Raw genomic sequence first — 24,647 nt, forward strand, 5'->3', positions numbered from 1 at the left:
GTCGAAAGATCGAAAGGATGGCGACTCAGATCGCAGATCCCGGCAGGGTCGCAACGCAGTCCGTGGGTGCCGGGTTTGAAGGTTTGAAGGGACGCCATGTCGTTGAACTTGCCTGATATGACGCAGGTCCTGCAGGAGACGACGCGCAAGGGTGTGGGCGCCCGGCGGTGGCAGCGGCCGCTGTTCGTCGATCTTCTTCCGCCGTGCAACCACGCCTGCCCGGCCGGAGAAAACATCCAGTCCTGGCTGGCCCATGCTCAGGACGGGGAATACGAAAAGGCCTGGCGGGTGCTGGTCGAGGACAATCCGCTTCCCTCGACGCACGGCCGAGCCTGCTATCACCCTTGCGAGACCGGCTGCAATCGCGCGTCGCTGGACACACCGATCGCCATCCACGCGGTCGAGCGTTTCCTGGGTGATCTCGCGGCCGACGAGGGCTGGCGCGTGCCGGTCGCAGCGCCCAGCGGCAAAAAGGTTCTCGTCGTGGGCGCCGGCCCTGGCGGACTGGCGTGCGCCTATCACCTGGCGCGCATGGGCCATCAGGTCGAAATCCGCGATGGCGCCGAGGAACCCGGCGGAATGATGACCTTCGGCATTCCCGCCTACCGGCTGCCGCGCGCCCCCCTGCGCCGAGAGATCTCCCACATCACCGCGATGGCGGGCATCACCCTCCGGTGCGGCCATCGCGTCGACGATGTGATCGGCCAGATGCGCACCGGCGGGTTCGACGCCGTCTTCGTGGCCGTCGGCGCGCAAGAAGCCGACCACCTGGACATTCCGGCCATGGACGGCAAGAAGCTCATCGATGCGATCACCCTGCTGGGCGACGTGAGACAGGGGAGGCGCCCCCAGCTTGGCCGTACGGTGGCAGTCATTGGCGGCGGCGACGTCGCGGTGGACGCCGCGCGCACCGCCCGGCGCCTCGGGGCAACGGACGCGTTGCTGGTGTATCGCCGCGACAAGCCCCACATGAAGGCGGCGCCCAGCGAGGCCAGCGAGGCATTCGCCGAAGGCGTGAAGGTCAAATGGCTAAGCACCGTCGAGCGGTTCGGCGCGGCGGGGATCGTGATCGAAAAGGTTCAGATGAACCCCGACGGCGGCCTGACCCCGACCGGCGAGACCGAGCGGCTTGCCGCGGACTCGGTCGTGCTGGCCGTCGGCCAACACAGCGACCTGTCGCCGTTGCGCGGCGCGGACGGGGTCAGGATCACCACCGATGACGTCGTGGCGGTCGACGAGGTGTTGATGACCGGCCATCCTGGGATCTTCGCCGGCGGGGACTGCATCGGCGGCGCCCGCACGATGACCGCGGCCGTCGGGCACGGCAAGCTGGCGGCGCGCGCCATCGACGCCTGGATGCGACGCGAAACCTACCACCATCCGCCGTCGCACCCGTTGGTCACCTTCGACATGCTGCACCTGCTCGATTATCTGGACGCGCCGCGCAGCCACCAGCCCGAAGTTCCGCCGATGCAGCGCAGCGGATTCGGCGAAATCGTGGCGGGCCTCGACGAAGCCCAGGCGCGCTACGAGGCGCAGCGTTGCCTGTCGTGCGGCAACTGCTTCGAATGCGACAACTGCTATGCGGCCTGCCCGGAACAGGCGATCACCCGCCTGGGCCCTGGGCGCGGCTACAGCGTCGACATGAACCTTTGCACCGGCTGCGCAACATGTTTCGAACAGTGCCCCTGCCACGCCATCGACATGGTTCCCGAGCCGGGCGGATCCGCCCCTGCGGGCAGCCTCGGCGAAGCCCTGGCGCCAAGCGGTTTCGAGGTGCGGAGATGACCGGGCACGCCGCCACCGTCGACGGCAACACCGCCGTGGCCCATATCGCCTACCGGGTCAACGAGGTCTGCGCCATCTACCCGATCACCCCCTCCTCGCCGATGGCCGAACTGGCCGATGCGTGGTCGGATCGGGGCATCCGCAACATCTGGGGCAGCGTTCCGGTGGTGCAGGAAATGCAGGCGGAGGGCGGCGCCGCGGGCTGCGTGCATGGTTCGCTGCAAAGCGGCGCGCTCACGACGACCTTCACCGCCTCCCAGGGCCTGATGCTGATGCTGCCCAACATGTACAAGATCGCCGGCGAGCTGACCTCGACGGTGTTTCATGTGGCCGCACGGGCATTGGCCGCCGGGGCCTCCTCGATCTTCGGCGACCATCAAGACGTCATGGCCGCACGCATCACCGGCTTCGGGATTCTCGGCGCAAGCTCGGTGCAGGAAGCCCACGACCTTGCGCTGGTCGCGCAGGCCGCCACGCTGGCCGCGCGTGTTCCGCTGATTCATTTCACCGATGGCTTTCGCACCTCGCACGAGTACAACAAGATTTCGTTGATCCCCGACGCTGATATAGCAGCGATGATCGACGACGATGCGGTGCGCGCCCACCGCGAGCGTGGCCTCAGCCCCGAGCGCCCGGTCACCAGGGGGACCTGGCAGAACCCGGACACCTATTTCCAGACGCGCGAAGCGGTGAACCCGTTCTATGCGAGGGTGCCCGCGATGGTGCAGTCGAGCATGGATCGGCTCGCCGCCCTGTGCGGCCGGCGCTACTCGCTGTTCCGTTACGACGGCCCCCGCGACGCCGAGCGCGTGGTCATCAGCATGGGCTCGGCCGCCGAAGTGGTGCGCGAGACGGCGCGATGGCTGGGCGACCGCGGCGAAAAGGTCGGCGCCCTACAGGTTTTGCTCTATCGACCGTTCTCCGCCGAACACTTCCTGGACGCGCTGCCGCGAACCGTGCGTTCGATCGCGGTGCTCGACCGGACGAAAGAGCCCGGCGCGCCAATGGAACCGCTTCATGCCGATGTGGTGGGCGTGCTGAGCGAGGCCGTGGCGGCCGGGCGGCTCACGCGGATGCCGCGGGTGATCGGCGGCCGTTATGGACTGTCCTCCAAGGATTTCCACCCCGGGATGGCCAAGGCGGTGTTCGATGAGTTGAACAAGCCCGACCCGCACAACCACTTCACCGTCGGGATCATCGACGATGTCAGCCACACCAGCCTCGACTACGACAGGACGCTGGACATCGAGCCCGGCGACACCGTGCGCTGCCTGTTCTTCGGACTTGGCGCCGACGGGACCGTCGGCGCCAACAAGAACAGCGTCAAGATCCTCAGCGAGGCGCCGGATCGCCACGCGCAGGCCTACTTCGAGTACGATTCGCACAAGTCGGGAGCCGAGACCGCGTCGCATCTTCGCTTCGGCGCCAGCCCCATCACGGCGCCCTACCTGATCCGCCACGCCGACTTCGTCGCCTGCCACAAATTCAGCTTCCTGACCAAGCGCGACGTGCTTGGCCCCGCGATCCGCGGCGCGACGTTTCTGCTGAACAGCCCGTACGGACCGGACGACGTCTGGGACCGGCTCCCGCGCCAGATCCAACAGCAGATCATTGACAAGGACTTGCGGTTCTATGTCATCGACGCCTCGGCCGTGGCGCTACGGATCGGGCTGGGGCCACGGGTGAATACCATCTTGCAGACCTGCTTTTTCCATTTGGCCCAGGTCCTGCCGCCCGCGCGGGCCATCGCCGAAATCAAACGCTTCATCGAAAGCACCTATGCCGGCCAGGGCGAGGCGGTGGTGAAATTGAACTTCGCGGCCGTCGACGCCGCGCTCGCTGCCCTGCACGAGGTGCATGTTCCCGAAAAGGCTACCGGCACAAGCGATATCCCACCCATCGTCGCGCCCAGCGCTCCGGAATTCGTCCGCCAGGTCACCGCGGAGATCATGGCCGGTCGCGGCGATGACATCCCCGTCAGCCGCATACCCGAGGACGGCACCTTTCCCGCGGGCACCACGCAATACGAAAAGCGCGACATCGCCGTGCAGGTGCCGATCTGGGATCCGGCGTTGTGCATCCAGTGTGGCCAGTGCAGCATCGTCTGCCCACACAGCGTCATTCGCGCCAAGACATATGACGCGAAAAGCCTCGACGGCGCGCCCAGCGGCTTCCCGTCCGCGCCCGTCAACGCCCGCGGTTATCCCGACGCGCGCTTCACCCTGCAGCTCTATGTCGAGGACTGCACCGGTTGCGGTGTATGCGTTGAGAACTGCCCCGCCTACAGCCAAACCGGTGACGACCGGCGCGCCATCAACATGGGTGACAAGCTGCCGATCCTGCAGCGGGAGCGCGAGAACATCGCGTTCTTCGAGACGCTGCCCACCCCGAGCCGCCAGCAGGTGAACTTCGCCAATGTGCGCGGGGTACAGCTCCTAGAGCCGCTATTCGAGTTCAGCGGCGCCTGCGCCGGCTGCGGCGAAACCCCGTATCTGAAGCTGATTTCGCAGCTTTTCGGCGACCGGCTGCAGATCGCCAACGCGACGGGCTGTTCGTCGATCTACGCCGGTAACACCCCGGCCCATGCCTGGAAGGCCGACGCCGACGGGCGCGGGGTGGCATGGTCGAACTCGCTGTTTGAGGACAACGCCGAATTCGGCCTGGGCTACCGGCTGGCGATCGACACGCAGGCCAGCCTGGCCCACGATCTGCTGGGCCGGCTTGCCCCACAGGTCGGAGAGGACCTGGCCACTGCGCTGCTGGGCGCGGTACAGCACAGCGAATCCGAATACGCCGCACAGCGCGCCCGCGTGGCAACCCTCAAGGACAAGCTCGCCACGATCGGATCGCGCGATGCGCGGATGCTGTTGACCCTCGCCGACTTTCTGGTGCGTCGCAGCGTGTGGATCGTCGGTGGCGATGGCTGGGCCTACGACATCGGTTATGGCGGCCTCGACCACGTGCTGGCCCAGGGGCGCGATGTCAACGTGCTCGTCCTGGACACCGAGGTCTACTCGAACACCGGGGGCCAGGCATCGAAGGCGACCCCGCTGGGCGCCTCGGCAAAATTCGCGGCGGCGGGAAAGCGCGTGCCGCGCAAGGATCTTGCCCTTCAGGCGATCTCCTATGGCGATGTCTATGTGGCTCAGATAGCGCTGGGCGCCAATTCCGAACAGGCGCTCATCGCGCTGCGCGAGGCGGAGGCGTTCGAGGGCACGTCCCTCGTTTTGGCCTACTCGCAGTGCATCGCCCACGGCATCGACATGCGCATCGGCATGAAGCAGCAGGCCCGCGCGGTGGCCAGCGGCTACTGGCCGCTGTTCCGGTTCGATCCCACCATGCGCAAACGGGGCCTCAACCCATTCCGGCTGGACTCCCCGCGCCCGCGAATTACGTTGCAGGAGTATGCCTATCGCGAGCTACGCTACAAGACACTGACCAGGACCCATCCCGACGCCGCCGCCGAAATGTTGCGCCAGGCCCAGGCGGCCGCCGACGAGCGATATCGGGTCTATGAAGACCTGGCGGCGCGCGACGGCAGCCGCTTCCTGCCGCACTGGCAGGACGTCACCTAATGACCCGGCCACGGCCAGATAGCGCCGCCGAGCCGGACCTGCGCACCCGGTATCTGGGGCTTGACCTCGAACATCCGATCGTTGCGTCGGCGTCGCCGCTGACCGCCGATTTGGACGGCATCCTGCGACTTGCCGACGCCGGGGTCGCGGCGATCGTGATGGCCTCGATCTACGAGGAGCAGGTCGTCGCCGAGGAACTGGCGCAGGCCGCGCTGCTCGAGCAGGGCAGCGACACCCAACCGGAGGCCACCGGATACTTCCCACAGGTCCCCGCGGACCGGGGCGTGCTGGAGGGCCGGCTGCAGACGCTGCGGCTCGCATCGCAGCGCGCGGGCGTGCCGATCATCGCCAGCCTGAACGCGAAATCCAATACCGGCTGGGTCGATGTCGCGCGTCGGTTGGAAGAGGCCGGCGCCAGCGCCATCGAGCTCAACATCTACCGCGTACCCGCCGACCCGGCCGAAACCGGTGCGGCGGTAGAAGATAGCTATGCCGAAATCCTGCGGGTGGTCAAAGACGCGGTCAACGTGCCGGTCGCGGTCAAGCTCGTCCCGTTCTTCAGTTCGCCGGCGAATATGGCGACCAAACTGGTGCAGGCCGGCGCCGACGGGCTCGTGCTGTTCAACCGGTTCTACGAGCCCGATATCGACCTCGATTCGCTGAAACCGCGGACCGACTTTCAACTCAGCACGCCCTACGACATCCGGCTGCCTTTGATGTGGATCGGGCTGCTCTCGCGACACGTCAACGCCTCGTTTGCGGCCAGCACCGGCGTGTGGAGCGGCGACGAAGTCGTCAAATACCTGTTGGCGGGCGCCGACGTGACGATGACGACCTCGGCCCTACTCCAGCACGGCCCGCAGCACGTGACCACGCTGCTGGACGGTCTGCGTGACTGGATGCACAGCCGCGGATTCGAATCGGTGGCCGCCCTCAAGGGCCGGCTCGCGGCCGACCAACATCCCGCCGCCGCGGCGCAGTTCCTGCGCGCCCAGTATCACGAAATCCTGACCACCGGTTATCTGGGCATCGGATGCTGACGACGGCATCTGCAGAGGCAAAAGCGCTGCGGCTCAACGCTTCTGGTCACCTTCCGGTTCTGTCGGTACTGCACAGTCAGGGCCCGCACGCTCACCGGTACTAAGGCCGAAGGACCCTAGGGTGTCGCGCCCCGGGTGCGTGATCATGGCAGTTGGCGGACGGTACGTGGCGACACGAGGCTATTGATAAGGAGGCGGGCCATGGTTGCGCGGGTGGCCATCAACGGCCTGGGCCGAATCGGCCGGGCCACACTCAAATCGGTGCTCGGGGAGCGGGGGCTGGAGCTGGCGGCGGTCAATGACGTGGCGCCGATCGACAACTTGGCCTACCTGCTGCGTTACGACACCGTCTACGGACGTGCTGATAGCACTGTCAGCGTTGCGGACTCGATGATCTCGGTGGCGGGCCAGCGGATAAAGGTGCTCAATGAAGCCGATCCCACCAAGCTGCCCTGGCGAGATCTCAAGGTGGATCTGGTTTTTGAATGCACCGGCGCGTTCCGCAGGTCCGCCGATCTGCGGGCACACCTTGATGCCGGAGCGCGGCGGGTGATCCTCTCGGCACCGGCAAAGGACGAGTTGGCCACGATCGTCTACGGCGTCAACGAACACGACGCCGCCGGGCAGGAAATGATGTCCAACGCCAGCTGCACCACCAACTGCATCGCCCCCGTGATGGAGATTCTGCACCGCGGCATCGGTGTCCAAAAAGCGACGATGACTACCGTGCACGCCTACACGTCCAGCCAGAAACTGGTGGATGGCCCCGCGCGCAAGTGGCGGCGGGGGCGTGCCGCGGGCGCCAACATCATTCCGACCTCGACCGGCGCGGCCGAGGCGACGGGTCGAGTCGTTCCCGCGGTGGCCGGCCGCTTCGACGGGATCGCTTTGCGGGTGCCCGTGCCGGTCGGTTCGATCGCCGACATCGTGGCGCTGGTCAGCAGGGAAACCTCCGTCGAGGAGGTCAACGATCTGTTCCGCACGGAAGCCTCCAGCGAACGTTATCGCGGTGTGTTAGGCGTTTCCGAGGAGCCCATCGTGTCGGCCGACGTCATCGCCGACCCGCGCGCGTCGGTGGTGGACGCCACGCTGACCACGGTCACCGGCGGCGATCTGGTGAAGGTGATGGCGTGGTACGACAACGAATGGGGTTACGCTCAGCAGATGATCCGCCAGGCCCTGCTGCTAGTGGGCGAGTCGGCCACGACTCGTTGAGAGGTGAGCCACATGGCCCGGTGGAGAGGGCTGGCGCAGGCCACGCTGGTCAAGCCGGGCTCGCAGGTCGACCTCGCCCGAGACTTCGACCCCGGCCTTCGCGACGAACGGCTCGGGAAGGCCGCTGGTCTCGAGGCCCTGGCCGAGGCCACCGCCACGCTGGTGGCATTGCAGGACCGCTTCTTCGCCCAAGCCGACCGGGCGTTGTTGATCATTCTCCAGGCGATTGACGCCGCGGGTAAGGACGGCACCATCAAGCACGTCATGAGCGGGCTGAACCCCGAGGGCGTCGACGTGTACAGCTTCAAAGCGCCCTCAGCGATAGAGCAGGCGCATGACTATCTGTGGCGCCACCACAGAGTGCTGCCGCAGCTGGGCCGCATCGCGGTGTTCAACCGGTCGCATTACGAGAACGTGTTGGTCACCCGTGTGCACCCGGAGACGCTGTGGCCACCCGCGGCGATTAATTCAAAAGGCCTCTGGCGGAGGCGCTTTCGCGACATCAATAATTGGGAGCGTTACCTCACCGATAACGGGACGGTCATCGTCAAACTGTTTCTCAACGTTTCCAGAGGAGAACAGCGGCGACGGTTCCTCGAGCGCATCGAGGAACCCGAGAAGAACTGGAAGTTCTCCGTCGCCGATCTGCGCGAACGCGAGTTCTGGGATGACTACCAGCGGGCCATCTCGGAGATGCTCAGCCACACCAGCACCGAATGGGCGCCCTGGCATGTGATTCCCGCGGACCACAAATGGTTCAGCCATCTGTCGACCTCCGCGGTCCTGGTGCGGGCACTGGAAGATCTCGACCCCCACTATCCGCGGATCGCCAGCGCGGACAAGGCCGCATTCGAGCAGGCAAAACGGAAATTACTGGGCGAGCACGGATGACGCGGCCGGGTGGGGCATCCCACACGCCCGTTGCCGAGGACATCATTGTCCGACGCTCGCTGGCCGAACGGTCGGTGCTAGCTCGGTGTCGGCGACACGAACTCCAGTGAGTGGCAAAGGTTGTGTCGTGCGGGGCCGGTCAGTCCCTGCCGGAGTTCCCATGCATAGCCGCGGATGGCCAGCACGTAGGCGTCCGGGACGTGGTCGAAGCACTGCCGGCTGGCCGCCAGGATGGACGGCACCGAGATCGCGTGCGACGTGAAGCTGAAGTCCAGCCTCGGCTCCGGACGGCTCACGGTAAAGGATTCGACCGCGGGGTCTTTCGTGGCGTCCACGAACAACACTCGCGTGTACCGGCTGATCAGGTCGGCGTCTTCGAGGCTCAGCTGATAGGTGCGGCGCAGGTGCGCGCGCGGCCGGGGACGGCGTTGCTCGAGCCGGTCGATGAAGGCCCAGCCCAATCCGTCGTCCTGACGCCCGTCGTTGCCGATGCCGTAGATCAGCGAGGCGGGGTCGTCAAAGAACCCGCGCGACACGCGGATTGGGTCAGCGTCGGCGTTCATCGACCACCCGTCCTTGTGCGTCGACGACGGTGACGGTCAACGGCATCTGCCCCAGCGCGTGGGTCGCGCAGCTCAGGCAGGGATCGTAGGCGCGGATGCCCACCTCGATGGCATTCATCATGGGTTCGGTGATTTCGGTTCGGCCCCGCAGATAGTTCTCGGCGACACTGCGCACCGTCCAGTTGAGCACCTGGTTGTTCTGGGTGGTGGCCACGATCAGGTTGGCGAAGGTGATGTTGCCCTCGCGATCGGCGCGGTAGTGGTGCAGCAGGCTGCCCCGGGGGGCCTCCACCACGCCGACGCCCTCCCCGATCCAGGCGTCGGCACCAGGGGAGACCACCAGGTCGTCCTTTTGCACGTCGGGGTCGTTCAGCAGGTCCCGGACGACCTCGGCGGCGTGGATGATTTCGATCGTGCGCGCCCAATTGGTGTGCAACGTCATGTTGTTGGCGCGTCCGCCGGTATACGCGTGGAACCTCTCCAGCGCCTCGGCGGCGATCGGGGTGGACAGCGTCTTCGTGACGTTGAGCCGGGCCAGCGGGCCCACCCGCACCGAGCCCGCCTCGCGGCCCAGGTCGGTCAGATAGGGAAACTTCATATAGCTCCACTTCTCCACCCCCTCGGAGAAGTGGTCGAGATAGTCGCGGTAGTCGAATTCGCGTACCAGCTTCTTGTGTTCGTCGACGACCCGCAGCCGGCCGTCGTAGTAGTCGACGTTGCCGTCGTGGTCCACCAGACACATGTTGAGCGCCGGCACCGTGGCGAACCGGTCGACCTGGTCGCGGTGCGCCTCGTGGAAGTCGTAGAACATCTGCAGACCCAGCGCGGCGTCCTCGATGACCTCGTCGACGCAAGCCAACCCGTCGCCGCCGCGCAGGAATCGGTCCACGTCGGCGGCCGTCAGGCTCTTGTTCACCCCGCCGGGCACCGACGAGATGCCGTGCATGCGTTTCCCGAAGACGGCCTCGATGACTTCCTGGCCCCACTTGCGCAGCCGGACAACGCGTTTGACCAGATCGGGGTTGGCCTCGATCAGCCCGATGAAGTTGCGCTGCTCGGGTGCGGCGTCGATACCGAACAGCATTTCGGGCACCACCAGGTAGAAGTAGGCGGTGACGTGCGATTGCAGCATCTGCGCGTAGTGACCCAGCCGGCGCATCTTGACGGCGGTCGGGGTGAGAGCGGTGCCGGACGCCGGCCCGATCCCGATCATGTCGTCGAGGGCCTTGGCGCCGCCGAGGTGGTGACTGACGAAACAGATCCCGCAGATCCGCTGCATGAGAACCGGCGCTTCCCAGTAGGGGTGGCCTTGAATGAACCTCTCGTAGCCGCGGAACTCCACCACGTGCAGCTTGGCGTCGGTGACGTTGTGGTCGTCGTCGAGTTCGATGACCACCCTGCCGTGTCCCTCGATGCGGGTGAGCGGATCGATGACGAGCGTTGTTGCCATGGCGGCCGTTCCCCGATCAGTCGAAATGGTTGAGAGACTTGGGCAACTTCACGGGGCGCCCGTTGACCAGGTCCTCGAGCACGTCGAGGATCGCGTTCGCGCTCGGCGGGCAGCCCGGGATGAAGTAGTCCATGTGCACGACCTCGTGGCACGGGTACACGTCGTTGGTCAGGATGGGGATGCGCTTGTCGTAGGGCACCACCGGGCCGGAGCCGGGCGGCGCCGTGGGGGACCGCGTGTAGGCCTCCGCGAGACAGTCCTTGAGCCCCACCATGTTTCGCAGCGACGGTACGCCGCCCCAGATGGCGCAGGCGCCGACCGAGATCAGGACGTCGCAGTTGTCCCGGAAGTGCCGCAGCGTTTCGATGTTGTCCTCGTTGGCGACCCCGCCCTCGATGAATCCGATGTGGCACCGCTGCGGTATGCGCTTGATGTCGGTGAACGACGATCGCAGGATGGTGATCTTGTCCAACAGGGCGATCATTCGCTCGTCGATGTCGAGCAACGACAGGGTGCATCCCCAGCAGCCGCACAGGCTGATCATGGAGACCTTGATCTTCCCCGCGCGCTTGGCGGCCAGCTCGGGGTCGAGCGGGGTGGCCGGAAGTTCGTGGGACGCAATCTCATTCGTGCCCGAAGTGGTCACTTGGCATGCCTCCGTGACGGTTCCAGCGCCCGGTCCTTCACCGATTCGACGTCGTAGCGCCGCTCGCCGATGGGCTCGTCGTAGCCCACCCCTTTTTCCAGGATCGTGCCGACGGGACAGATGTCGACGGCCTCGCGGACCTGTTCGGGGGGCATCTTGTTGGCCAGTTCGACGTCGACCTCGATGCGGGCATGCGTTCCGCGCCCGCTGATGGTGAAGATCTTCTTGCCGGTCTCGCGGTCCCGGATGAACTCCACGCAACGCTGGCAGAAGATGCAGCGGTCGCGCTCGAGCCAGATGGTGTCGCACGCGTGGTCGGCAACCCGCTGGGGAAATTGGTAGGGGAACCGGGAGACCACCATGTCCACCTCGTAGCCGACGGCCTGCAGCGTGCACCGGCCGGCCTTCTCGCAGCTGGGGCAGTTGTGGTTGCCCTCGGCAAACAGCATTTCCACCAACGCTTTTCGCGCCTCGCTGATCCGCGGTTCATCGACCTGCACCCGCATCCCGTCGCTGACCTTGACCGTGCAAGCCGCGGCGGTCCTGCCGTTGACCGTGACCGAACACACCCGGCAGGTTCCCAGGGCCGGGTGTTCGGGCAGGTAACACAGGGTCGGGATGTACACGCCCGCCTCGGCGGCGACGTCGACGAGCGTGCGGCCCGCCTCGGTGGTGACGGCGGTGCCGTCGATCTCGATCCGGATGCTCACGGCACCTCCTGCGGTGCGAGTTCGGCAACGGCTTGGGCATAACCGGTCAGCTCGGCGCGAGCGTCGAAGGACGCCAGCAGGTCGCCATTACGCTCACGAAGCCGGGCCGAATAGATCTCCGGGAACTTCTTCAGCGTGGTCAGGATCGGATTGGGCGAGGTGGCACCCAGCCCGCATCGGCTGGTGTGCGCGACGATCTCACTCCAGGTAACCAGGTCGTCGAGATCCGACCGGGCCGCCCGCCCCGCGGCCACCAGGCCGACCTTTTGTCGCAGCAGCACGTTGCCCGCCCGGCACGGCACACAGATGCCGCAGGACTCGTCGACGAAGAACTGCATGAAGTCCGCGACGATGTCGATCAGGTCACGCTCGTGGTTGAACACCATGAAGGATCCGTTGCAGGACAGGTCGTCGTAGGCGAGCTTGCGGTCGGCGTCGGCGGCCACCGAGAGCATCTCCCCGGAGGGGCCGCTGATCTGGACGGCTCGAGGATCGTCCGCGCCGACCATGCCGAGCACGTCACCCAACGTGACTCCCCACGCCACCTCGTAGATCCCGGGGGCGGCGCAGTCGCCGGCGACGCTGAGCAGCCGGGTGCCGGTCGACCCCGGTACCCCGATGGTCGCGAACCACTCGGCGCCCTCGTTCATGATTCGGCTTGCCGTGGCGAATGTTTCGACGTTGTCGACCACCGTCGGCCTGCCCAGGAAGCCGTGCTCGACGGGGAAGGGCGGCTTGAGCCGCGGGGTGCCCCGCTTGCCCTCGCAGGACTCGATGAGCGCCGATTCGTCGCCGCAGATGTAGGCCCCCGCGCCCAACTGGATGCGGATGTCGAACCCGGCGCCGAGCACTCTCTCCTCGCGTAGCTCGCGCAGCCGCCGCGCCAGGTAGTCCTGCAGGTACACGTATTCCGCGCGCAGGTAGACGATTCCCTGTCGGGCGCCGACGGCGTGGGCCGCGATCGCCATGCCGGCGAACACCTCCTTGGGCGAGTAGGTCAGCAATGCCCGGTCCTTGAAGGTGCCCGGTTCGCCCTCGTCGGCGTTGCAGATGATGTACTTCTCGTCGCCGCCGGCCGCGCGGGCCGACTTCCACTTGGTGGCGGTGGGGAAACCCGCGCCGCCCCGCCCCCGCAGCCTGGCCTGCGCGAGGGTGGCGATCACGTCCTCGGGCGGCATCGCCGTGCAGCGGTGCAGCAACGCCGCGTAATCGGTGTCGCCGCAAAAGAACACCGGGCCCGAGGTACGCACGGCGGTCCGGGTGAGCGCATCGACGTACGCCAGCTCGTCCGGCGGCAGACCGGCCGGGTTGGCGATCGCCGCGGGCGACTCGCCGCGTTTCAAACCCGCAACGATCTCGGTGACCGACGCCGGGGTGAGGTCGGTGAACACGACGTCGTCGACGAGCATCGCGGGCTCGTGGTCGCTCATGCCGATGCACGCGGTCTCGAACAACCCGAAGTCGGCCCAGCCCCGAGCGCCGAATCGGGTTCCGGTCGCCCGTTCCAGGGCCTCGTACACCTGGTTGTAGCCGTGCATCTTCGCGATCACGGTGTTGCTCAGGTAAATCCTGATGCGGCCCGCCGGGGTGGTGTGGAAAAAGTGGTAGAAGGTCGCCGTCTCCAACACGTCCTCGGCGGACATCCCGAGCCAGTCGGCGATTCCGGCGGCGGCCTCACCGGAGATGTAGCCGGCGTCGCGCTGCACACTCCACAAGATGTCGAGGAGCTCGGTGCGTTCTCGACCATGGCCGGACAGGATCGTCGCGATATCGGAAGTCATCGCTCCCACACCACCCACCCAAAATATCGAGCTTGCCTTCCGGAGAACAGGGGGTTGACCTGCCGGGCCGCCATCAGCTGCCCACCAGCGCTTTGATCGCGGCGATGATCTCGGCGAGGCCGGCCTTCGCGTCGCAAAACAGCATGCCGGTCTTGGGGTTGGTGAACAGCTCGTTGTCGATACCGGCGTAGCCGGGCCGCATGGACCGCTTGATCACGATGATGCTCTTGGCCGCATCGACGTTGAGGATCGGCATTCCGGACACGGGGTTGCCGGGGCGGCGGGCGGCGGGGTTGGTGACGTCGTTGGCGCCGACGACGAGCGCCACATCCGCGGTCGGGAATTCCTGGTTGGCCGCGTCCATCTCCTCCAGGTCGGTGTAGGGGACGTTGGCTTCGGCCAGCAGGACGTTCATGTGGCCGGGCATCCGGCCGGCGACGGGGTGGATGGCAAAGACGACGCGGATGCCCCGCGACTGCAACAGCGCGGCCAGTTCGGCCGCTTCGTGCGCGGCTTGCGCGGCGGCCAGCCCGTAGCCGGGCACGATGATGACCTTGGTGGCGTACGCCATCTGGATGGCGGCGTCGTCGGCCGACACCTGTCGAACGTTGGCGGCGCTCCCGGCCATGGCGGCGGCGGTGCCGACGGCGCCGGTCGTGTCGCCGGTGCCGAAGCCACCGACCATGATGCTGAGGATGGAGCGGTTCATGGCCTGGGCCATCAGCACGGTCAGGATGCCACCGGAGGCACCCACGAGCGCGCCGCCGATGATCAGCCCGCCGTTGTCGATGACGAACCCGGCGAAGGCGACGGCGATGCCGGTGCAGGCGTTGAGCAAAGCGACGACGACGGGCATGTCGGCCCCGCCGATGGGTATCACCATGGTGATCCCGAACCCCAGCGCGGCGCAGACGACCACCGCGAGCACCACGATGGAGTCGTTGCCGGCCAGCAGGTAGCCGCTGCCGGCGACCGCGGTGATTGTCAGCGCGATAGTGAGCAGGCGGGCGCCGGGGAAGACCAGCGGCCGGCTGCTGATCCAGCCTTGCAGTTTGCCGGCCGCGATCAGCGATCCCGAGAAGGTGATCGGGCCGACGATGACGTCGAGGATGGTGGCGATCATGGTTTGGGTCGCGATGTGCGAACTCGACGCGCCCACGAGGCGGACGAACTCGGCGCTGGCGACCAGGGCGGCGGCGCCCCCGCCGACGGCGTTGAAGATGCTCACGACTTGGGGGACCGCGGTCATCTTCACCCGGCGGGCCATGCGCAGGCCGGTTGCGGCGCCGGCGAGCGCGCCGACGGCCAAAACGACCCAGCCGGTCGCGGTGGTGGTGCCGGCTTCAATGATGGCCGCCAGCGCGGCGCCGACCGCGACGATCATGCTCATCCAGGACAGCCGGCTGCCGCGTCGGGCCGTGGCCGGGGAGTTCATCAGGTGCAGGGCGACGACGAAACCCACCGCGGCCAGCAGGTAGAGGAGGTCGACGACCGTGGTGACGGCGCTCATCGCGGCGGGCTCCCGTCGGCGGCCGCGTCAGTGCCCTCGCGGGCGGGCGGGACCGGTCGTTTGCGGAACATCTGCAGCATCCGGTCGGTGAGGCTGTAGCCCCCGACGACGTTCATGGCGGCGAAGAACGCGGCCAGGAAAGCCAGGACGTAGCCGACGGTCGTATGCGCCTGCGCGGCGGTGATCATCGCCCCGATGATGACGATGCCGTGGATCGCGTTGGAGGCCGACATCAGCGGGGTGTGCAGCGTGGACGGCACTTTCGTGATGACCTCGTAGCCGACCAGGATGGTCAACACGAAGATGTAGACGTCGAACATGAGTCCGGCGGCGGTGCTCATGCGTGCGCTCCCTCGCTGGTCGTGTTGAGGAGGGCCGCCACTGCCGGGTGGATCACCCTGCCTTGATAGGAGACGACCACGCCGGCGTGGATCTCGTTGGTGGGGTCGATGGCGAGGGCGCCGTCGTGGACCAGCTCGGCGAGCAGGGCGGTGACGTTGTGCGAGTAGGCCATCGAGGCCGCGGTGGGAACCCGGGAGGGCAGGTCGCCCGCGCCGATGATCCGCACGCCGTTGTCGGTCAGGATCGTGTGCTCCGGTGTCGAGCCTTCGACGTTTCCTCCCAGGGCGCTGGCGGCCAAGTCGACGATGACCGAACCGGCTCGCATGCGGTTGACCGCCTCGACGGTGACGAGGACCGGCGGGCGCCGACCCGGCACCTGCGCGGTGGTGATGACGACGTCGAAGCCGCTAATGTGGTCGTCGAGCTGCTGTTGTTGGGCCGCTTGCTCGTCGGGGGTAAGGGCGCGGGCGTAGCCGCCTTCGCCCGCGGCCGAGACCGCCGACTCAAGTTCTAGGAACTTGGCCCCGACGGAGATGACCTGGTCGCGGGTCTCGGGTCGCACGTCGTATCCGGTCACCACGGCCCCGAGCCGGTGGGCGGTTCCCATGGCCTGCAAGCCGGCGACGCCGGCACCAAGGATGAGGACCTCGGCGGGTTTGGCGGTTCCCGCTGCGGTGATCAACAGCGGGAAGAACCTCCCGAACGTGTCGGCGGCGACCAGCACCGCCTTGTAGCCGGCCACGTTGGCCTGGGAGGTGAGCGCGTCCATCGATTGGGCTCGGCTCACGGTGCGCGGCAGGCCGTCGAGGCTGATGGCGGTGATCCCTCGGTCGGCGAGTTGCTGCGCCAGCGCCGGCTCGACCAGCGGGCGCAGCATGCCGATGACCGTTTGTCCCTCCCGCAGCGAGCCGATCACCTCGGGCGCGGGTGCCCCGATGCTGACGAGGGCGTCCGCGTGGGCGATGACGTCGTCGGCGGTGGTGACCGTGGCGCCGGCCCGGGTGTAGGCGCCGTCGGGGAACCAGGCGCCCGAGCCGGCGCCCGACGCCACCAGGACCCGAATGTGGGACTTGGCCAGGGCGGCCAGCGATTCGGGCACGACGGCGACGCGGTGCTCACCGGGCGTGGACTCCGCGAGGACCCCAACGGTGAAGAGCCTGGGCGGGCTGGCCTCGGCCGCGGTGGCGGTCGAGGGTGCAGCGGTCGCCATGTGGGGTGCGGTCTGGCTCATGGCGGTGTGACGGCCCAGGCCAGACTAGGCGGCAGGACGGAAGTCAAACACCAGCCGGGCGTCGACCTGCCCGGCCTCGACCGCGGCGATGGATTCGTTGACCTGCTCGAGTTTTCGGGGTTCGCGCACGATGTGGGTGCGGCCCTCGGCGTGCAGCTGGAAGGTCTCGGCCAGGTCGACCCGGGTGCCCACGATGGACCCGACGATGCGGATGCCTCCCATGACGGTTTGGAAGATCGGCAGCCGCATGGTGTTGTCCGCCGGCAGGGCGACGAAAACCAGGGTGCCACCGGGTTTGAGGCTGCGGTAGGCCTGTTCGAACGCGGCGGGGGAGACCGCCACCGCGATGGCGACGTCCGCGCCGCCGAGCGCCTGGATGCCTTCGACCGGGTCCTCGCCGTGCGAGTTGAAGGTGTGCTCGGCGCCCAGCTTGCGGGCCATGTCCAGCTTGCTATCGATGACGTCCACCGCGGCCACCGACGCGCCCTGGATCCTGGCGTACTGCAGGCACAGATGGCCCAGCCCGCCGATGCCGTAGACGGCCACCAGGTCCGAGGAGCGGGCCCCGGAGACCTTGACCGCCTTATAGGTGGTCACCCCGGCGCAGGTGAGCGGGGCGGCGTCCAGCAGATCGATGCCCTCGGGGACGTGCCCGACGAAGGCGGCGTTGGCCTTGACGTATTCGGCCCAACCGCCATCGACGGTGTAGCCGGTCATCTGCTGGTTGGGGCACAGGGTCTCGCGCCCGGAGGCGCAGTATTCGCAAGCCCCGCACGCGTATCCCAGCCAGGGCACGGCCACCCGATCGCCCTCGCGCACGCCCTTCACCTCGGGGCCGACCCGCTCGACGATGCCGATCGACTCGTGGCCGGGGATGAACGGCGGTGCGGGCTTGACCGGCCAGTCGCCGTGGGAGGCGTGGATGTCGGTGTGGCACAGGCCGCTGGTCTCGACCTTGACGACGACCTCCCCGAAACTCGGCTCCGGGATGGGAATCTCGTCGATCGTCAGGGGCCGCTTGAACTCGTGCACGACCGCAGCCTTCATGGGATACCTCCTTGTTCGAGAGCAACGCGCTCTTGTGCTGAGAACACTCGTGATCGGGTGACGAAGTGCCAACCGTCGGCCGCCGCCAGGGAGAACCCTTCGGGTTCACCCTCGGCCACGTCGACGATCAGCTGGGTGTGCTTCCACCTCTCGTACTGGCGCGCATCGATGTAGAACGGGCAGCCGGCGATATGCCCGAGCAAGACGTCGTTGTCGCCGATGCGCAGTTCCCCTTGCGGGAAACACATCGGGAGGCTGCCGCCGCAACAGCCTCCGGACTGGTAGAAGACCAGCGGGCCGCGGCGCTGCCGGAGCTTGGTGACGGCCTCGACGGCGCTCGGCGTCGCGGTAACCGGGGTGACGGTCTGCTGATCCATGACGGCCTCGCTCCGCATCGCCCCGGTTAGAACAATCCCTGCGCCGCGTTGCTGTAGCTGACGAGCAGGTTCTTGGTTTGGGTGTAGTGCTCGGTGAGCGTCTCCTTGTACAGCTCACGCCCCACGCCCGACATCTTGTAGCCGCCGAAGGCCGCGCCCGCGGGGTACATGTGGTAGCAGTTCGTCCACACCCGCCCGGCCTGGATGGCCCGGCCCATCTTGTAGGCCAGGGTGCCGTTGCGCGTCCACACCCCGGCGCCCAGGCCGTAGAGGGTGTCGTTGGCGATCTCGATGGCCTCCGCCTCGTCCTTGAAGGTGGTGACGGCGAGCACCGGGCCGAAGATCTCCTCCTGGAAGACCCGCATCTTGTTATGGCCCTTGAGGACTGTCGGCTCGAAGAAGTAACCGTTGGCCAGTTCCCCGTCCAGCTGGGGCTGCTTGCCTCCGATGAGGCACTCGGCGCCCTCGCCGAGACCGATGTCGACGTAGGAAGCGATCTTGTCCAGCTGCTGCTTGGAGTTCTGCGGGCCGACCTGGGTGGAGATGTCCAGCGGATTGCCCTGCCGAATCGCGGCGATGCGCGCCAGGCAGCGCTCCATGAACCGGTCGTAGATCGACTCCTGGATCAGGGCCCGGGAGGGGCAGGTGCACACCTCGCCCTTGTTGAACGCGTAGAGCACCAGGCCTTCGACCGCCTTGTCGAGGAATTCGTCGTCGGCGTCCATGACGTCGGCGAAAAAGATGTTGGGGGACTTGCCGCCCAACTCGGTGGTGGACGGGATGATGTTCTCCGCCGCGTACTGCATGATGAGCCGGCCGGTGACGGTCTCGCCCGTGAAGGCGATCTTGGAGATCCGCGGGTTGGCGGCCAGCGCCTTGCCGATCTCGCCGCCGGGCCCGGTGACGATGTTGAGCACGCCGGGAGGAACGATGTCACCGATGACCTCGGCCAGCTTGAGGATCGACCACGGCGTCGACGACGCCGGTTTGATCACCGTGCAGTTCCCGCCGGCCAGCGCGGGCGCGATCTTCCACGCCGCCATCAGCAGCGGGAAGTTGAACGGGATGATCTGTCCCACCACGCCCAAGGGCTCGTGGAAGTGGTAGGCCACGGTGTCCTTGTCGATCTCCGTACTCGAGCCCTGCAGCGCCCGGGTCTCACCGGCGAAGTAGCGGAAATGATCGGCCGACAGCGGGATGTCAGCGCCCAGCGTCTCGCGGACCGGCTTGCCGTTGTCCCACGTCTCCGCTACCGCCAGCATCTCGAGGTTGTCCTCGATGGCGTCGGCGATCCGGTTGAGGACCTTGGCGCGTTCGGTCAACGACGTCTCGCCCCACGCCTGCTTCGCGGCGTGTGCGGCGTCGAGGGCCACCTCGATGTCTTCCGCGGTGGAGCGCGGCACCTCGGTGAACTGCGCGGCGTTCGTCGGCGAAAGGTCTTTCATGTATTGCGCTTTGACCGGCGCGACCCACCGGCCGCCGATAAAGTTCTCGTAGCGGGGCTTGACCTCCACCAGGCTGTCGGGTTCGCCCGGCGCCTTGTAGACCTTCGATGCGGTCGGGCGGGTCTGGGTGGTTGCGGTCATGCCACTCTCCAATCCTCGGCACGGTGTGGCAGCGTTCGTCCTACCCAGACAAGATGCTGCTCGGCGGGTGCGGCCGAATAGCGCCGAAAGTCCCAACTTCTCGGGCGCACGCAGTGACCTTCGGCCCCTATCGCGGCCCCGCCAACCGGCGGACAATCCAAACACTGTTCCCTAATGCAACTATTGCCTAGTGCTATGGCAGTAGCCGCGGCCAAGCGGGTCGCCGACCGAGCAAGGAGCTTGTCATGATCGAGCCGATCGCAGGATTTCCGGATAACGTCGCCGCTTTTGCATGCCATGGACATGTCACGAAGGCCGATTATGAATCGGTACTGATACCGGACGTCGAGAAAAGGCTGTCGCGCCACGACAAGGTGCGGATCTACTACGAAACCGCCCCGGATTTCGTCGGCATCGATCCCGGAGCCGTTTGGGAAGACACGAAGGTCGGGTTCGCGCATTTCCTTCGCTGGGAGCGGTTTGCGGCCGTCACCGATGTCGAATGGATCAAGCAGATGACCAAATTCGTTGGTTTCCTGATGCCGGGTGAGGTGCGCGCTTTCCCGACCATCGAAGCCGACACGGCGCGGGACTGGATCACACACCAATAGAGCTGAACCGGACAAGGCTCGTTACGGCGATCCCGTCGGTTCGCGGCGGCGCACTTCGGGAGCGGCCCGCGCGGGGCGACCGGGTCAAGCGAAGCGATTCAGGCCGACCGGGCGGGGGGACCTTGGCGGGAAAACCCTGTTCGTAACCAGGGCGGTTCGCTGGCAAAGCCGCGCCCGGGACCATGGAATGCGCGGGCCGGGGGGGCATTGAATCGGCGGCCCGGCCGCCCCAATGAAGTTCTCGGTTGGCATTTTGCAATCGGCGAGGAGCCGGGTGGGCTATCCTTTGTGATGCATCGCCGACGTGCGGCGACGCGACAAAACTCGATTGATTGGCTCGCGACCGGAACCCCGGGTAGGCTCGGCGAGCTCGCACCCTCTAATAAAGGGGCCGAGCCTACCCGGGGTTTCGGCCCCAGTCTGTTTGCCAGCCCCACGTGGATGCGTTACGTCGCGAACCGAATACCGCAAAATTTAGTGACCGTTCCCGCTGCATCCGGGTTGCATCCGGGCACGAAGTGACAAATGGCGACGAAACATATCCGACGTTGGGAACCGGCCCAATTTAGCCGGCATCCGATTCGGCTCCGTGAGTGACACCGGGTGATACCGGGTGACAATTAGCGACATCGCCTCGCATCGGCGACGGCTCGGATGGTGCGTGGCGCAACCATCCGGACGGGCACCGAACCGCGGCCATGGCCGGCGCACCGCGAGCTCGGCACGGGGCCATTTTCATGTCGTTGGGGAGCGGACCGCGAACCACACTGCAAAATGACATCGTGCTGACCGGGATATTCGCCTCCAAGCGGCTGGCAGCGTAGTGGGCTCGCCGCCGCCAAAGGACCGCTGACGTGCAGGGATTCGGCTTCCACACCCTGGCGCTGCTGACCGCGGTGGGTATCGCCGGTCCGCTGCTGGCCGCACTGCCGCGCCTGCGGATACCCGTGGTCGTCGGCGAGCTGATCGCGGGACTCGTCATCGGCAAGACCGGGCTCGGGGTCGTCGACGTCGCCAACCCGACATTCCAGTTGTTGGCGAACATCGGCTTCGCGCTGGTCATGTTCGTCGTGGGCAGCCACGTCCCGGTCCACGGCAGCCAGCTGCGCTCGGCCGTGCCACTGGCGCTGGCGCGGGTGGCTCTGGGCGGCGTCGTCGCGGTGGCCCTCGGCATCGGACTGGCGGCGGAGTTCGGCACCGGCCACGCGGCGCTGTACGCGGTCCTGATGGCCTCGTCGTCGGCGGCACTGGCATTGCCGGTGATCGACTCGCTGCGGCTGCACGGACCGCACGTGCTGTCCGTGACCGCGCAGATCGCCATTGCCGACGCCGCATGTATCGTCTTGCTGCCGTTGGTGATTGACGTCCAGCGGGCGCCGACGGCGGCGGTGGGTGCGCTGGCGGTCGCGGCCTGCGCCGGGGTGCTATTTGTGCTCTTGCGCGCGGTCGACGGCAGGGGCTGGCGACGGCGTGTGCACGTCTATTCCGAGAAACGCCGGTTCGCGCTCGAATTGCGAACCAACCTGATCGTGCTGTTCGCGCTGGCGGCGCTGGCCGTCAGCACCCACGTGTCGATCATGCTGGCGGGCTTCGCATTGGGGTTGGTGATCGCCGTGGTCGGCGAGCCGCGACGGCTGGCGCGCCAGCTATTCGGCATCACCGAGGGATTCTTCAGCCCGCTGTTCTTCGTCTGGCTGGGCGCCTCGCTGCAGGTGCGCGAGCTGGGTTCGCACCCGAAATTCATTCTCCTGGGCGCCGGCCTGGGACTGGGCGCCGTGCTCGCCCACGGCGCCGGCAAGCTGCTCGGCCAGCCGCTGACGTTTGCGGCGCTCTCGGCCGCGCAGCTCGGCGTCCCGGTGGCCGCGGCCACCATCGGCACCGAGGAACACCTTCTCGCCGCGGGCGAATCGGCGGCGTTGATGTTCGGAGCCTTGTTGACGATCGCCGCCGCGTCGATCGCGGGCGCGGTGGCGGCGCGCGGCCAGGCGGCCGCGGAAGCGGATCGGCCGGCCGCGGCCAACAAGTCCGCGTAACGCGGGGCCTATGTGACGAAGGGCCCCCCGCGCCGGGACCTCTAGACGTTACGAAGTGCGACCGAAGCACTGCCGCTCCGGTTCCGTTCGGCCCTACGGTCCGCACCGGCGACGTGGTCGGATGAATCCTCGAGGCCGATCGAGGAGGCTGTGATGAGGTTGGCAGCGTATGTGACGCGGCTTGGCCACGACGGCGCGCCGGTCGGCGGGCCCCTGTACCGCGTCACCGATCGCCTGCACGACGGGCGCACCGTTCAGGTGCCCGGTCACGAGATCGCGGCCATAGTGTCGGCCTGGCTGGCCGAACTGGGTGTCCACAGCCCGCTCGCCGAAGACCTGGCGCGCGCGGCGTGCGTCGGTGACTGGGCGGCGGCTTATGCCGTCGGTGACCAGTTGTCCGTTGACGTGACCGTTGCGGCCGCGGCCTAGCGAATGCCGCGAATTTAGCGGGTGCGGCTCACGCCGGAATTGGCCCAAAGTCCTTTGGGCTAGTGCCGTCGTGCCCTCGTAGGGCCCCTGCGATTGCGCGATCGTGGATGCGATGACGCTTTACCGAAGGGGACAAGGCCCATGAACGCGCGCTTCCCGGATGCCGGCACCGTCCGGACGGTCCTGACCCTGGCGTCCCGGGCGCCTTCGGTGCACAACACGCAACCCTGGAAGTGGCGGGTGGATGCGGCGAGCCTGCATCTCTACGCGGACGCGAGCCGGCAACTGCCCAACACCGACCCGGACGGCCGAGACTTGATCTTGAGTTGCGGTGCGGCGCTGCACCACTGTGTCGTCGCCTTGGCGGCCGTCGGGTGGCGATCCAAAGTGACCCGGCTGCCGAATCCGGCCGACGCCAGTCACCTTGCCGCGATCGAATTGTCTCCTTACCCCGCCGATTCCGTCGATATAGCGCTCGCCGCGGCGATACCACGGCGTCGCACCGATCGGCGCACCTACAGCTCCTGGCCGGTCCCGGTGGGCGACATCGCACTGATGGCCGCGCGGGCGGCCCGAAATGGCGTGACACTGTGCCAGGTCGAAGACATCGACAAGCTGCATAAGATTGTCGCCCAATCCGTTTGGGAGCACTTGAACCGCGATTACCTCGCGGAGCTCACGGCATGGAGCGGGCGCTACGCATCGGTGGCGGGCGTTCCGGCCCGCAGCACGCCGGTATCGGACCCGAACGCAAAGGTACCGGGCCGGTTTTTTGCCGGTCCGGCGCTGCCCATGCCACCGGAGTCGTCGTCCGCCGACGACAATGCCGTCGTGCTCGCGCTGGGAACCCGGACCGACGACCGGCTGGCGCGGCTACGCGCCGGCGAGGCCACCAGCGTCGTGCTGCTCACCGCGACCTCGATGGGATTGGCCAGCTGCCCGGTCACCGAACCACTGGAGATCGCCGAAACGCGCGAGTCGGTCCGTTCCGACGTCTTCGGCGAAAGCGACTATCCGCAGATGCTGCTCCGAGTCGGCTGGGCGCCGATCAACGCCGACCCGTTGCCGGCGACACCGCGACGCGAGCTCGCCGATTTCGTCGAGTGGCACAACGCCGCCGAATAGCCGCCGAATAGCCGAAAGATCCGCGATGCCACCGAAGCCGTTGAGACTCAAGGGAGTTGCGATGGAGACATTCACGTTGGACCCGCGCTGCTGGCGAGTCGCGCGCATCTTTGGCCGCAACCCGTTGCTCAGGCCCGCCGACCGCATCGAAGCGCTGGTCGTGCTGATCGCGGTCGTCGCATCGCTGGTCGCCATCCCCGTCGCCGGTGTGGTGGGCGCGGTCGCCTACGGCGCGCGTGAACGCCTCTGCGCCCAAGAGGCACGCGACCGACACGTCGTCACGGCAACGGTGGCCGACGCCCGGCTCGACGACTCGGGTACGCGCATGGTGCAAGCCACGTGGCCGGCAACGGCCGGCGAACGCACCGGCACGCTTCGACTCACCGCTTCGGTCAAGGCGGGCGAACGGATCCAAATTTGGGTGGACACCGACGCCAACCCGGCATCCCCGCCGACCCCGGCTTGGCGCGCCGTGATCGACGCCGTTGGTATGGTGGCGGTGATATTGCTGATTGTGGGTGTCGGGATGGCAGCACTGGTGTCCGCGGTCCGGTCACGGCTTGATCGGGCACGCGACGCTCAATGGGAGCGTGAAATCAGGTGCCTGGCGGACGATGGTGGCCGGACGAACCGATGACGAGGCTCATCTAGCCGGGAGCGAATCACTGTGCAGCACAAGCGATCCGGCCAACGGTCG

Annotated in this window: 21 protein-coding genes; 10 read left to right on the forward strand and 11 right to left on the reverse strand. The window is 67.1% G+C overall.

Annotation, left to right across the window (positions count from 1 at the left end):
• Nucleotides 1–117: 117 nt before the first annotated feature.
• From K3U93_RS06365 to K3U93_RS06385, 5 genes are all read left to right on the forward strand, one after another.
• On the forward strand, nt 118–1,788 hold the full coding sequence (locus K3U93_RS06365; protein ID WP_217808416.1) for an NAD(P)-binding protein: 1,671 nt from the start codon (nt 118–120) through the stop codon (nt 1,786–1,788).
• Nucleotides 1,785–5,363, forward strand: a complete 3,579-nt coding sequence (gene nifJ, locus K3U93_RS06370; protein ID WP_071512507.1) for a pyruvate:ferredoxin (flavodoxin) oxidoreductase — start codon at nt 1,785–1,787, stop codon at nt 5,361–5,363. The genes K3U93_RS06365 and nifJ overlap by 4 nt, the downstream gene beginning before the upstream one ends.
• Complete coding sequence (locus tag K3U93_RS06375; protein ID WP_071512508.1) at nt 5,363–6,403, forward strand: dihydroorotate dehydrogenase-like protein; 1,041 nt, start codon at nt 5,363–5,365, stop codon at nt 6,401–6,403. The genes nifJ and K3U93_RS06375 overlap by 1 nt, the downstream gene beginning before the upstream one ends.
• A 201-nt stretch (nt 6,404–6,604) precedes the next feature.
• On the forward strand, nt 6,605–7,618 hold the full coding sequence (gap, locus tag K3U93_RS06380; RefSeq protein WP_071512509.1) for a type I glyceraldehyde-3-phosphate dehydrogenase: 1,014 nt from the start codon (nt 6,605–6,607) through the stop codon (nt 7,616–7,618).
• Between the two features lie 12 nt (nt 7,619–7,630).
• Entirely contained in the window at nt 7,631–8,509 is an 879-nt protein-coding gene (locus K3U93_RS06385; RefSeq protein WP_071512510.1) for a PPK2 family polyphosphate kinase, read from the forward strand.
• Nucleotides 8,510–8,586: 77 nt separating this feature from the next.
• Here K3U93_RS06385 and K3U93_RS06390 read toward each other — a convergent pair whose 3' ends face one another.
• The 11 genes from K3U93_RS06390 to K3U93_RS06440 all read right to left on the reverse strand — a co-directional run bounded on the left by K3U93_RS06390 (nt 8,587) and on the right by K3U93_RS06440 (nt 19,752).
• Nucleotides 8,587–9,072 carry a hydrogenase maturation protease gene (locus K3U93_RS06390; RefSeq protein WP_071512511.1) on the reverse strand — a complete coding sequence of 162 codons (486 nt, stop codon included), beginning with the start codon at nt 9,070–9,072 and terminating at the stop codon, nt 8,587–8,589.
• Nucleotides 9,056–10,522 (reverse strand): Ni/Fe hydrogenase subunit alpha, encoded by a 1,467-nt coding sequence (locus K3U93_RS06395; RefSeq protein ID WP_071512512.1) that lies wholly within the window; start codon nt 10,520–10,522, stop codon nt 9,056–9,058. The genes K3U93_RS06390 and K3U93_RS06395 overlap by 17 nt, the downstream gene beginning before the upstream one ends.
• 16 nt (nt 10,523–10,538) lie before the next feature.
• The gene (locus tag K3U93_RS06400) at nt 10,539–11,168 is read right to left on the reverse strand and encodes an NADH-quinone oxidoreductase subunit B family protein (protein ID WP_071512513.1); all 630 of its coding nucleotides are present in this window, start codon (nt 11,166–11,168) and stop codon (nt 10,539–10,541) included.
• The gene (locus K3U93_RS06405) at nt 11,165–11,878 is read right to left on the reverse strand and encodes a 2Fe-2S iron-sulfur cluster-binding protein (RefSeq protein WP_071512514.1); all 714 of its coding nucleotides are present in this window, start codon (nt 11,876–11,878) and stop codon (nt 11,165–11,167) included. The genes K3U93_RS06400 and K3U93_RS06405 overlap by 4 nt, the downstream gene beginning before the upstream one ends.
• A complete protein-coding gene (locus K3U93_RS06410; RefSeq protein ID WP_071512515.1) occupies nt 11,875–13,659 on the reverse strand; it encodes an NAD(P)H-dependent oxidoreductase subunit E in 1,785 nt (594 codons plus the stop codon). Before K3U93_RS06410 ends, K3U93_RS06405 begins: the two co-directional genes overlap by 4 nt.
• Nucleotides 13,660–13,732: 73 nt before the next feature.
• Nucleotides 13,733–15,169 (reverse strand): NAD(P)(+) transhydrogenase (Re/Si-specific) subunit beta, encoded by a 1,437-nt coding sequence (locus K3U93_RS06415; RefSeq protein ID WP_071512516.1) that lies wholly within the window; start codon nt 15,167–15,169, stop codon nt 13,733–13,735.
• Nucleotides 15,166–15,510, reverse strand: coding sequence for an NAD(P) transhydrogenase subunit alpha part 2 (locus tag K3U93_RS06420; protein WP_071512517.1), 345 nt, complete (start codon nt 15,508–15,510; stop codon nt 15,166–15,168). The genes K3U93_RS06415 and K3U93_RS06420 overlap by 4 nt, the downstream gene beginning before the upstream one ends.
• Nucleotides 15,507–16,721 carry an NAD(P) transhydrogenase subunit alpha gene (locus tag K3U93_RS06425; RefSeq protein WP_071512518.1) on the reverse strand — a complete coding sequence of 405 codons (1,215 nt, stop codon included), beginning with the start codon at nt 16,719–16,721 and terminating at the stop codon, nt 15,507–15,509. Before K3U93_RS06425 ends, K3U93_RS06420 begins: the two co-directional genes overlap by 4 nt.
• Before the next feature lie 45 nt (nt 16,722–16,766).
• Nucleotides 16,767–17,789, reverse strand: a complete 1,023-nt coding sequence (locus tag K3U93_RS06430; RefSeq protein ID WP_071512519.1) for a zinc-dependent alcohol dehydrogenase — start codon at nt 17,787–17,789, stop codon at nt 16,767–16,769.
• Nucleotides 17,786–18,166: a DUF779 domain-containing protein gene (locus tag K3U93_RS06435; protein WP_071512553.1), complete on the reverse strand. Its 381-nt coding sequence runs from the start codon at nt 18,164–18,166 to the stop codon at nt 17,786–17,788. The genes K3U93_RS06430 and K3U93_RS06435 overlap by 4 nt, the downstream gene beginning before the upstream one ends.
• Nucleotides 18,167–18,192: 26 nt before the next feature.
• Nucleotides 18,193–19,752, reverse strand: coding sequence for an aldehyde dehydrogenase family protein (locus K3U93_RS06440; protein WP_083010269.1), 1,560 nt, complete (start codon nt 19,750–19,752; stop codon nt 18,193–18,195).
• A gap of 245 nt (nt 19,753–19,997) precedes the next feature.
• Here K3U93_RS06440 and K3U93_RS06445 point away from each other — a divergent pair, with 245 nt between their 5' ends.
• From K3U93_RS06445 to K3U93_RS06465, 5 genes are all read left to right on the forward strand, one after another.
• Nucleotides 19,998–20,363 (forward strand): SpoIIAA family protein, encoded by a 366-nt coding sequence (locus tag K3U93_RS06445; RefSeq protein ID WP_071512521.1) that lies wholly within the window; start codon nt 19,998–20,000, stop codon nt 20,361–20,363.
• 854 nt (nt 20,364–21,217) lie between these two features.
• Entirely contained in the window at nt 21,218–22,396 is a 1,179-nt protein-coding gene (locus tag K3U93_RS06450; protein WP_083010270.1) for a cation:proton antiporter, read from the forward strand.
• Nucleotides 22,397–22,549: 153 nt separating this feature from the next.
• A complete protein-coding gene (locus K3U93_RS06455) occupies nt 22,550–22,825 on the forward strand; it encodes a hypothetical protein (RefSeq protein WP_083010271.1) in 276 nt (91 codons plus the stop codon).
• Between the two features lie 141 nt (nt 22,826–22,966).
• Nucleotides 22,967–23,950, forward strand: coding sequence for an Acg family FMN-binding oxidoreductase (locus K3U93_RS06460; RefSeq protein WP_083010272.1), 984 nt, complete (start codon nt 22,967–22,969; stop codon nt 23,948–23,950).
• Nucleotides 23,951–24,011: 61 nt separating this feature from the next.
• The gene (locus tag K3U93_RS06465) at nt 24,012–24,587 is read left to right on the forward strand and encodes an Rv1733c family protein (RefSeq protein ID WP_083010273.1); all 576 of its coding nucleotides are present in this window, start codon (nt 24,012–24,014) and stop codon (nt 24,585–24,587) included.
• Nucleotides 24,588–24,647: the final 60 nt, after the last annotated feature.

Origin of the sequence: Mycobacterium malmoense (assembly GCF_019645855.1) — a bacterium.
GTDB classification, from domain to species: domain Bacteria; phylum Actinomycetota; class Actinomycetes; order Mycobacteriales; family Mycobacteriaceae; genus Mycobacterium; species Mycobacterium malmoense.

Coding starts and splice junctions, on each gene's coding strand:
- K3U93_RS06365 (WP_217808416.1), top strand. CDS start 118: ATGACGCAGGTCCTGCAGGAGACGACGCGCAAGGGTGTGGGCGCCCGG.
- nifJ (WP_071512507.1), top strand. CDS start 1,785: ATGACCGGGCACGCCGCCACCGTCGACGGCAACACCGCCGTGGCCCAT.
- K3U93_RS06375 (WP_071512508.1), top strand. CDS start 5,363: ATGACCCGGCCACGGCCAGATAGCGCCGCCGAGCCGGACCTGCGCACC.
- gap (WP_071512509.1), top strand. CDS start 6,605: ATGGTTGCGCGGGTGGCCATCAACGGCCTGGGCCGAATCGGCCGGGCC.
- K3U93_RS06385 (WP_071512510.1), top strand. CDS start 7,631: ATGGCCCGGTGGAGAGGGCTGGCGCAGGCCACGCTGGTCAAGCCGGGC.
- K3U93_RS06390 (WP_071512511.1), bottom strand. CDS start 9,072: ATGAACGCCGACGCTGACCCAATCCGCGTGTCGCGCGGGTTCTTTGAC.
- K3U93_RS06395 (WP_071512512.1), bottom strand. CDS start 10,522: ATGGCAACAACGCTCGTCATCGATCCGCTCACCCGCATCGAGGGACAC.
- K3U93_RS06410 (WP_071512515.1), bottom strand. CDS start 13,659: ATGACTTCCGATATCGCGACGATCCTGTCCGGCCATGGTCGAGAACGC.
- K3U93_RS06415 (WP_071512516.1), bottom strand. CDS start 15,169: ATGAGCGCCGTCACCACGGTCGTCGACCTCCTCTACCTGCTGGCCGCG.
- K3U93_RS06420 (WP_071512517.1), bottom strand. CDS start 15,510: ATGAGCACCGCCGCCGGACTCATGTTCGACGTCTACATCTTCGTGTTG.
- K3U93_RS06425 (WP_071512518.1), bottom strand. CDS start 16,721: ATGGCGACCGCTGCACCCTCGACCGCCACCGCGGCCGAGGCCAGCCCG.
- K3U93_RS06430 (WP_071512519.1), bottom strand. CDS start 17,789: ATGAAGGCTGCGGTCGTGCACGAGTTCAAGCGGCCCCTGACGATCGAC.
- K3U93_RS06435 (WP_071512553.1), bottom strand. CDS start 18,166: ATGGATCAGCAGACCGTCACCCCGGTTACCGCGACGCCGAGCGCCGTC.
- K3U93_RS06440 (WP_083010269.1), bottom strand. CDS start 19,752: ATGACCGCAACCACCCAGACCCGCCCGACCGCATCGAAGGTCTACAAG.
- K3U93_RS06445 (WP_071512521.1), top strand. CDS start 19,998: ATGATCGAGCCGATCGCAGGATTTCCGGATAACGTCGCCGCTTTTGCA.
- K3U93_RS06455 (WP_083010271.1), top strand. CDS start 22,550: ATGAGGTTGGCAGCGTATGTGACGCGGCTTGGCCACGACGGCGCGCCG.
- K3U93_RS06460 (WP_083010272.1), top strand. CDS start 22,967: ATGAACGCGCGCTTCCCGGATGCCGGCACCGTCCGGACGGTCCTGACC.
- K3U93_RS06465 (WP_083010273.1), top strand. CDS start 24,012: ATGGAGACATTCACGTTGGACCCGCGCTGCTGGCGAGTCGCGCGCATC.